We start from the raw sequence: 7,902 nt of genomic DNA, 5'->3' as shown, positions 1-7,902 counted from the left end.
AGATCGGGTTCGGCATGAATCTGTCGCGCTCGCTGACGCTGCTGGCCGATCCGGCGCGGCAGGAACAGGTCCAGTCCGAGCATCGCGCCGTCATCGAGGCCATCCGCAGCCAGCACCCCGAAGATGCGACCGCGGCGATGCGCCACCACATCACCGCAGCCCGCGACCGCATGTTCGTGGGAACCCGAACATCCGTGAAAAAGGGTCTCATATGACGAAGAACGACACATCTGTATCCAACACCCTGTTTATTGAAGTCTCCGGCGCGGGCCTGGCAGAGGTCGATGGTCTCTACATGCCCTCGACGGCGCCGCCCGCTGAATCCGAATCCGGCACCCTGTCCAGTCCGGGCTTCTGGAACGGCAAACCAGCATGGGACCGTGCCGACGGCAAGGCTGTCCGTAGCCCCGCGATCTCATATTCCAACAGCTACGCGTCGTGGCGGATTTCGCGGCTTGATGGTCATCTGGCCTATGAGCTGACCTGCGACGATGCGTTGCCGCCGACCGACCGGCCCTGGAACGTCTACAAGATGGGGATCGCGCCGGCACCGTCAGTGACGCTGCACCATTGCGATCCGCGCCTGCCGACCCCTCAGCCGAACATCGTCTTCGTGCTTGGCGGCCCCGGAGCGGGCAAGGGAACGATGTGCGATCTGGCACAGATCCAGCTCGGATGGACCCACCTGTCCGCCGGCGATCTGCTGCGCGCCGAGCTGAAGGCAGGTGGTCCCCGGACTGCGCTGATCAGAAAGTATATGGATGCGGGCTTGCTGGTGCCGGACGACATCACCGCCGGACTGCTCAGGGACGCCGTTGAGCAGACAATCCGCCGGACCGGCAATCTGAATTTTCTGATCGACGGTTTTCCACGCTCGTTCGGCAATCTGGCGGCGTGGCATGCGGCCTTTGGTCAGGACGGTGACTTGCCCAAGATGATCTATTTCGAATGCCCGCTTGCGGTGCTGACACAGCGGATTCTTGGCCGCGCACAATACTCAGGCCGCAGCGACGACAATATCGACAGCATAAAGCTGCGCTTTGACACCTTCAAGGCCGAGACCTTGCCGATTGTCGAGCACTTCAAACGCCAGGGAAAATGCGAAATAATCAACACCGGTCAGGATCGTCAGACGGTTTACGGCTTGCTGCGCGCGCAGCTGGCGGATCAGACCGACGCCGGACGTCTGGCGCATCCGCTGAGCGAGAAGGCCGCGATTTTGCTGGGCCTGCGACCGTACCCGAACAGGATCTGACCCGGACAGCCTTGCACTGCACTGCACGGAAACCGTGTCGGGCGCGGTGCAAGGCAGGGCCTGACTAGGAAGCCTTCGCCAGATCGCCCACCAGCTCTTCCAGCATGAAGGTTTCACGCCGGATCGAGAACCCCATGGAGGCCTCACGGCGTTGCATGACGCCACGGTTGTGAGCGATTGCCTCCTCAAGATTCACCCAGACCGGCCGCATCCCGTTCGCCTTTTCGTAGTCTTCCATCTTCGTGGCGCGCAATTCGGGATCAATGTCGCAGAAAAAGAAGTGCGACGTCATGTTCATCAGATCAAAGCCCGGCTGCCAATGCGGCCGCAACTCCTCGATGTAGCCATAGTTGCGCTGCACGCGGACATTGCTGGCGCCGGTTTCTTCTTCAAGTTCGCGGCACAGACCGTCAATCAGGCCCTCTCCTTCGGCAACGCCGCCGCCAGGAAAGCTGAAATCGTTGTACCGGTCGGTGAACAGCAGCAGGATCGACCTTTCGCGCAACACGATACCGCGCGCCGCACGGCGGGTAAGAACCGCGCCTGTCACGGTCTTGACGTCGGGATGGACGAGTTTCTTGATCAGTCTCATTGCGTCCATCTCCGTCACGTTGTTGCCTGCACCGGCATCATTCATGGCAACGCAGCCAAAGGGTACTTCACTGCCGAGGTGCGTGTGGGATAGGACAACAACCTTAGGAAAGCTATAGCCCGCTGTTACTTCACCGCCGCCGCTTCTTGCGCGACGGACCGGCCTCGGTCTTCAGCCAGCTGTCAGGCGCCACGGCACACTGACCCCCTGACCACAGGAGGAGCTGCCCCCCTGCGTGAGACGGGAGGTCATATGGACCGCACGACATTCCATCATCATTCGCGAAGAGAAGTATCGCGGAGGAACCAGATGCGGAGCCCTGATAAAGTGTCTGCGACGCTGGTGCTGAAGGCGCGAGGTTAAGACATTCTACGCTGGCACCTTCAGCGGCGCGTCCTGCGGCGGGTGACGATCCGGCAGATACACGGCCAGACCACCCCAGCCCGAACCGATGTCCAGCACCTTGTGGCCGGGCTGCAGATCCAGCTTGGCTGCAAGATGGCGCTTCTTGGCCAGCTGCGCCGCGTCCAGATCGTCGCAGCCGTCTTCGAAACAGGCACAGGAATATTGCGCGTCCTGATCGAGAAAGAGGTCGTAGAGCCCGCCGTCCAGATCGTAATGATGGGCGACATTGTCGCGCGATCGTTTCCGTGAATTGTGCCTGTCGCGTCGCATGGCGATCGCGGCAACGGCGCGGACGGCGCGCGAGGGGCCAGGCACCTCGCTCACGGTCAGGTTGCGGAAGGCGACATCAAGAAAATCGTAAATATCGCCCTGAATCATGACGATATCACTGTCCATATAGGCCTCGCCCATGGCCAGTTCAGGATTGAGAATCAGCCGATGGATCGCGCTCCACCGGGTGAACCGCGCATAGATCAGGGGGCCGGTCGTATCGCCAAAGATCTCCCGTTGACCGTCCGGGAATTCCAGATGCAGATTGCCGGTTCTGACGATCGACGACACGAATTTCCTGAACCAGTTTTTGATAAGTCGAGTGGTCTTCTTTTCTTTTTTTACGTGCATATCTCGTCTTTCGGATGGATTATATAATCCGCTGACACGCATCTGTGGCGTGCGGAAGGTGCGCGGGCTCACTTGACCCGCCAGTTCGTTTTCGGCCCGGGACTGGCCCGGATATGGTCCAGCAGTTTGCGGAGCTGATCGTCAGACTGGTCACGCGCCTCCGGCACCATGTTTCTGATATCGCCGGGTGTTGCGGCAGGGCGCGCCACCAGAACGCGACGGATCTGTCTGATGAGGGGGGAGGAGGCCATTGCTGTCGCTCAGGCCGCGTCGGAGGGCCGGACCCTTTGACTGCCCTGATGCAGCGCCGTCAGGGCTTCGGCAAATTCGGGCTGCAGTTCCAGCCGGGCTGTTTCCTTTGGAAATTCGCCAGTCGGGATGCGCAGCATGATATAGTGCCGCATACCGGCGGGAAGGTCGCAGGCAAGCTCCGCGCAGATCGAAACGCCCAGCTTTTCCAGACAGTCGATCACCTCCTGAGCCGAGGTCAGCCCCGAAATGCGGGCGAAATCCTCAAGAGAGATCTGGTTTTCGGACGCGGACACAAGTTTGCGCAGAACGGTGAGCGCACGGGCGGGGACATCAATGATCCGCAGAACCGTCTCGAACTCGAAGCGGGTCGGCACCTCTGCTCCGGTGATGCTGTCCAGGCGCCTGTTGGCGCGGGCGGTGTCCGTCATCTGATCGAAGGTTTGAATGACCTGTCCTGTTGCTTCAGACGGCGACGACCCGGCTGCTTCCAGAATATGGCCGCGGAAGGCTTTCGGCTCGGCGGAAAACAGGCGGGCGACGATCTGGTTGTTCACATGGCCCGCCTTGACAATGAATTTACCATGCGGGGTGAGGGTGATTTTGGTCATAAGTTCCCTTCCAATGGGTTTACGTTTGCTTTGGCGGCGCATCCCCCTGTCCGAGGATACGGAGGTCTATTTCAGGAAACTGGGCTCGGATCAGGTCGAGCGCTTCGACCGAGGACAGCTCCAGATAGACCTGATCGCCGATCCAGAACGCGGAGTGCTGGTCGGGGCAGAAAGACCGCATGTATTCGTGCAGGTCGTTCATCGTCTTTCTGCTGATCCGGCCAACGGCAATGTTGATAATCATGGGAGACTTTCTGAAACTGATCGGCAGTCGGGAAATTCGCGAGCGCGGACCTAACCGCGACAGCCTACGCAGCGGGTAAAGGCAGGGTCGAGGGTCAGGCGTCTGAACGGGATCGGATCGCCGCATTCCTCGCAATACCCGAATTCACCAGCCTTGATGCGGGAGAGTGCCGCGCGGATGGCCCGGATGCGGGCGTGGCGGCGGGCATCGACGGCGCTGGCCATCGCCTGATTCTGCATCGCATCCATCCGGGACAGGCGCCCCACGCTTTGCTGGTCCAGTTCCACAGGCTTGCGCGATTCGGCCGTGTCGTCCGAGTCCTTTTCCAGTCTGGACAGCTCCAGTTGCAGAAGCGGCGCAAAATGAGCAGCAATATCCTGTGGGTCCAATCGCCTCTCCTTGCGTCAACAGGGCGGTTCCGATGCGCCTGCACCCGGCGCACCGGATGCAGGCTGTCTGCAAAAACGTCTTCAGCGATATAGCAGGACCGGGATCTTCACAGCCTGCACCATCGCCGTCGTGGTCGAGCCGATGATCAGGCTGCGGATGCGCGAATGCCCGTAGGCGCCCATCACCAGCAGGCCAAATCCCTCGTCGGACACGATGGATTGCAGCACCTCATCCGGCTCGCCCCGCGCCACGCGGCCTGTCGCCTCCAGCCCGGCGGCGCCAAGTGCGGCGACCGCTGTCTCCAGCTTTGTGCCGATGGGTCCGCTGCCATTGTCGACATAAAGCAGCGTGATTTCCAGTCCCTCAAACACCGGGCTTTTCGACATCCGATCGACCGCCTTCATGGCCGAGCTACTGCCGTCATAGGCGACCAGCACCTTGGTCACCGGGCGGAACGCGCGCGACGCCACAAACACCGGCACCTTGGATGCACGCACGATCCGTTCGAGGTTCGACCCCAGATGGCCGGTCGCGAAATCCGCGCCCTCGCCGCGTTTGCCGATGACGATGGCGCGCAGATCGGGTTCGACCTCCTGCACGGCTTCCAGAATGTCCCCCTTGCGCAGATGCGGCGTGACCGGGCCGGTGCCGTCGGCCTCAAGGATCTTCTGTGCATCCTCAAGGATCGCGCGGCCCTTGGCCTGGGCCAGGCGCGCGCGCTGCTCATCCGCTGCGGCCAGTTCCGCCAGCAGCGCGGACCGCGCGCCGAGGGTCAGCGCACCCGACAGGTTCTGCGACGCGCCGGTTTCACGACGGCCAAGGACATGCATCACGTCGATGCTGGCGTTCAGACGCCCCGCGATCCAGGCGGTGTGATGACAGACGCTTTCAGAGTAAACCGAGCCGTCCACCAGTGCGAGTATCTTGTCAGTCATGGTATCCTCCCTCAATGGCCCATCAGCTTGTCCATGGCACCGGGCTTGTCATGAATGGCAAGCTTGTCGACCAGCGTTTCCGATGCTTCGTTCATGCCGATCAGCTTCACATCCGAACCTTCGCGGCGGAACTTCAGGATCGCCATGTCCAGTGCCTGGACCGAGCTGATGTCCCAGATATGCGCACGGCTGACGTCGATAGTCACGCGCTCGACGGCTTCTTTATAGTCGAACGCTGCGGCAAAATCCTCGGCCGAGCCATAGAACAGCTGGCCTTCGATCACATAGGACCGCTCGCGCCCGTCTTCCGACAGCGTGGTGCGGATGCGGAACAGCTGCGCGATCTTGGCGGCAAAGAAGATCCCCGACAACATCACGCCGACCAGCACGCCGATCGCCAGATTGTGGGTATAAACCACCGTGAACACCGTCGCGATCATCACCACCGACGAGGATCGCGGATGCGTCTTCAGGTTGCCAAGCGACGACCACGAGAACGTCCCGATCGCCACCATGAACATGATCGCCACCAGCGCCGCCATGGGGATCTGCGCGACAAGGCCACCCAGCCCCACCACCATGATCAGCAGCGACACACCCGCCGAGAAAGACGACAACCGCCCCCGCCCGCCGGATTTGACGTTGATGATCGACTGACCGATCATCGCGCAACCCGCCATGCCGCCGATAAAGCCGGTGGCGGTGTTGGCGATGCCCTGACCCACGCATTCCTGATTGCGGTTGGATTTGGTGTCGGTCAGATCATCGACGATGTTCTGCGTCATCAGGCTTTCCAGCAGGCCCACGATGGCCACGGCCAGCGAATAGGGCAGGATGATCAGCAACGTATCGAGGTTTAACGGAATATCCGGGATCAGGAACACCGGCAGCGTGTCGGGCAGCGCGCCCATATCGCCCACGGTGCGCACATCCCAGCCGGTGAACCAGACCAGTGCCGTCAGCACGACGATCGTGACCAGCGGCGAGGGGACCGCCGTGGTGATCCTCGGCAGCAGATAGATGATCGCCAGACCGGCCGCGACCAGCGCATAGGTCAGCCAGGTAATGCCGGGGATGCTCAGATCCAGCTCGGTCAGCTGCGCCATGAAGATCAGGATCGCCAGTGCGTTCACGAACCCGGTCATCACCGATTTCGAGACATAGCGCATGAACCGGCCCAGCTTCAGCAGCCCGGCGCCGATCTGCAACAGCCCTGCCAGCACGGTCGCGGCCAGCAGGTATTCCAGCCCGTGATCGCGCACCAGCGTGATCATCAGCACGGCGGTCGCGGCGGTCGCGGCCGAGATCATGCCCGGACGCCCGCCCACAAAGGCGATCAGAACGGCAATCGAAAAGCTGGCGTAAAGCCCCACCTTGGGGTCCACCCCCGCGATGATCGAAAAGGCGATCGCCTCGGGGATGAGGGCAAGCGCCACAACGACCCCCGCCAGCACATCGCCGCGGATATTACCGAACCATTGGTTCCGGTATTCAGAGAGTGAGATCATAAACTGTCCAATACCCTGCATCGGAGGGTCTTTTTCAAGACGGTCCGGCATTAAATTCAGGGCTTATCAGAGGATTATCCGGCGGATCAGCGGCCGGAACAGCCACCCGGGCTCTCACCGGGTCCTTGCGCTTGCTTGTCTCATAGACAGAATGCCCCCCGGAAATCAACCGGCCCGAGGGCAGAAACCTGATGCCGGGCCCTCGTTCTGCCCGGTCTGTGGCAAAAAGAACCTGTCATCCTTTGCGATGTCTATAAATTCATCTGCCAGCGCCACGAGTGGTGGCGGTGGAGCAATGCTCTGAGGCACAGACAGGCTTGAGATCAGAGTGACAGGCACGTCCATCTGTTCCAGCAGGCCAAAGACAGGGACCAGCTTTGCGTCGCCTGACAGGACCACAAGCCGGTCACCGTCTTCCGCGGCGGCCACGGCATCTGCGGCGAGGGCGACGAGATTGCTGCCATAGCGTTCGCGGACATACCAGGGTTCGTTGAAGTCATCGACACCGTGGCGTTTGATCCCATGACGCTCCAGCCAGTCAAAAAATCGCGCCAGCCGCGCCTGCTCGGCACTGTCCCGGCTGTCCCGATAGTAATGTGCGCAAACCGGTCGCCCCGCCAAGGCGAAATGGGCGATCAGCTTCTCAAGGTCGATCAGCCGCCCGAACTTGGATTTCAGGCGATCGACATGGCTGCCGTCGATCAGCAGCGTGGTGCGCTCCAGAACTGGCGTATCTGTGTTCATAGGATTTTTGAAACTCGCCCGAGCGGGTCCGCTTGTGGCAGGCAGCGCAGAAGCAGAGCGTCAACTCGGTCAGGTTGCCGGGGGATAGGCGCCCGGAGAAGCCATCCGGCCGCAAACGACAGGATCCGATTCGCCATCTGAATGACATATTGGAGAAGCTTGCTCAACTGCGCAGTCTGTCACGAATGCACCGGCAAGACGCAGGATCGCTCTGCTGGGAAATTGATTGGCCTGAGCTGCCGCCGGTTTCGTGGACAGCGGGTTCAGCTAGCATAGCGCGGGTCTCGAACTCCATGGGGCTGAGATAGCCCAGTTTCGAATGCCGTCTACGCGGGTTGTAGAAGCGCT

General features: G+C 61.1%; 10 protein-coding genes, 1 pseudogene and 2 other annotated features. Of the genes and pseudogenes, 2 read left to right on the top strand and 9 right to left on the bottom strand.

The genetic code is table 11. The annotated features are described in order from the left end of the window. Together ACK41U_RS18500 and ACK41U_RS18495 are read left to right on the top strand one after the other, a co-directional pair. Nucleotides 1-215, top strand: a 215-nt coding sequence (locus ACK41U_RS18500) for an FCD domain-containing protein (RefSeq protein WP_409683489.1), incomplete at its 5' end; no start/stop codon positions are given. Further along, nucleotides 212-1,255: a nucleoside monophosphate kinase gene (locus tag ACK41U_RS18495; protein WP_409683486.1), complete on the top strand. Its 1,044-nt coding sequence runs from the start codon at nucleotides 212-214 to the stop codon at nucleotides 1,253-1,255. The genes ACK41U_RS18500 and ACK41U_RS18495, both read left to right, overlap by 4 nt. A gap of 64 nt (nucleotides 1,256-1,319) precedes the next feature. On the opposite strand, the gene ACK41U_RS18490 is transcribed toward ACK41U_RS18495, so the two are convergent. The 9 genes and pseudogenes from ACK41U_RS18490 to ACK41U_RS18450 all read right to left on the bottom strand — a co-directional run. After that, nucleotides 1,320-1,847 carry an NUDIX hydrolase gene (locus tag ACK41U_RS18490; RefSeq protein ID WP_409683484.1) on the bottom strand — a complete coding sequence of 176 codons (528 nt, stop codon included), beginning with the start codon at nucleotides 1,845-1,847 and terminating at the stop codon, nucleotides 1,320-1,322. Between the two features lie 369 nt (nucleotides 1,848-2,216). Next, on the bottom strand, nucleotides 2,217-2,945 hold the full coding sequence (locus ACK41U_RS18485) for an SAM-dependent methyltransferase (RefSeq protein ID WP_409683481.1): 729 nt from the start codon (nucleotides 2,943-2,945) through the stop codon (nucleotides 2,217-2,219). 188 nt (nucleotides 2,946-3,133) lie between these two features. After that, nucleotides 3,134-3,775 carry a hypothetical protein gene (locus ACK41U_RS18480; protein WP_409683478.1) on the bottom strand — a complete coding sequence of 214 codons (642 nt, stop codon included), beginning with the start codon at nucleotides 3,773-3,775 and terminating at the stop codon, nucleotides 3,134-3,136. Beyond that, a complete protein-coding gene (locus tag ACK41U_RS18475; protein ID WP_409683476.1) occupies nucleotides 3,753-3,977 on the bottom strand; it encodes a hypothetical protein in 225 nt (74 codons plus the stop codon). The genes ACK41U_RS18480 and ACK41U_RS18475 overlap by 23 nt, the downstream gene beginning before the upstream one ends. Before the next feature lie 50 nt (nucleotides 3,978-4,027). After that, entirely contained in the window at nucleotides 4,028-4,366 is a 339-nt protein-coding gene (locus ACK41U_RS18470; RefSeq protein ID WP_409683473.1) for a TraR/DksA family transcriptional regulator, read from the bottom strand. Nucleotides 4,367-4,447: 81 nt separating this feature from the next. Then, nucleotides 4,448-5,302 (bottom strand): universal stress protein, encoded by an 855-nt coding sequence (locus ACK41U_RS18465; protein ID WP_409683470.1) that lies wholly within the window; start codon nucleotides 5,300-5,302, stop codon nucleotides 4,448-4,450. A gap of 11 nt (nucleotides 5,303-5,313) precedes the next feature. Next, complete coding sequence (locus tag ACK41U_RS18460; protein WP_409683468.1) at nucleotides 5,314-6,810, bottom strand: SulP family inorganic anion transporter; 1,497 nt, start codon at nucleotides 6,808-6,810, stop codon at nucleotides 5,314-5,316. Nucleotides 6,811-6,882: 72 nt separating this feature from the next. Continuing rightward, nucleotides 6,883-6,938, bottom strand: a sequence feature (sul1 is cis-regulatory element that is thought to sense ions involved in sulfur or methionine metabolism; They are found in Alphaproteobacteria). A gap of 37 nt (nucleotides 6,939-6,975) precedes the next feature. Further along, complete coding sequence (locus ACK41U_RS18455; RefSeq protein WP_409683465.1) at nucleotides 6,976-7,554, bottom strand: NYN domain-containing protein; 579 nt, start codon at nucleotides 7,552-7,554, stop codon at nucleotides 6,976-6,978. Between the two features lie 71 nt (nucleotides 7,555-7,625). Beyond that, nucleotides 7,626-7,684: a sequence feature (sul1 is cis-regulatory element that is thought to sense ions involved in sulfur or methionine metabolism; They are found in Alphaproteobacteria), on the bottom strand. Nucleotides 7,685-7,819: 135 nt separating this feature from the next. Next, a pseudogene (locus ACK41U_RS18450) lies at nucleotides 7,820-7,902 on the bottom strand (IS3 family transposase); the annotation flags it as partial.

Origin of the sequence: Paracoccus sp. (in: a-proteobacteria) (genome assembly GCF_046289755.1) — a bacterium.
Lineage (GTDB): Bacteria > Pseudomonadota > Alphaproteobacteria > Rhodobacterales > Rhodobacteraceae > Paracoccus.
The sequence above is the reverse complement of the archived record's forward strand: the minus strand, read 5'-3'. Positions and strand labels throughout refer to the sequence as shown.

What these genes read in the sequence shown, in the direction of transcription:
- ACK41U_RS18495 (WP_409683486.1), top strand. Translation starts at nt 212, where the DNA reads ATGACGAAGAACGACACATCTGTATCCAACACCCTGTTTATTGAAGTC.
- ACK41U_RS18490 (WP_409683484.1), bottom strand. Translation starts at nt 1,847, where the DNA reads ATGAGACTGATCAAGAAACTCGTCCATCCCGACGTCAAGACCGTGACA.
- ACK41U_RS18480 (WP_409683478.1), bottom strand. Translation starts at nt 3,775, where the DNA reads ATGCGCCGCCAAAGCAAACGTAAACCCATTGGAAGGGAACTTATGACC.
- ACK41U_RS18475 (WP_409683476.1), bottom strand. Translation starts at nt 3,977, where the DNA reads ATGATTATCAACATTGCCGTTGGCCGGATCAGCAGAAAGACGATGAAC.
- ACK41U_RS18465 (WP_409683470.1), bottom strand. Translation starts at nt 5,302, where the DNA reads ATGACTGACAAGATACTCGCACTGGTGGACGGCTCGGTTTACTCTGAA.
- ACK41U_RS18460 (WP_409683468.1), bottom strand. Translation starts at nt 6,810, where the DNA reads ATGATCTCACTCTCTGAATACCGGAACCAATGGTTCGGTAATATCCGC.
- ACK41U_RS18455 (WP_409683465.1), bottom strand. Translation starts at nt 7,554, where the DNA reads ATGAACACAGATACGCCAGTTCTGGAGCGCACCACGCTGCTGATCGAC.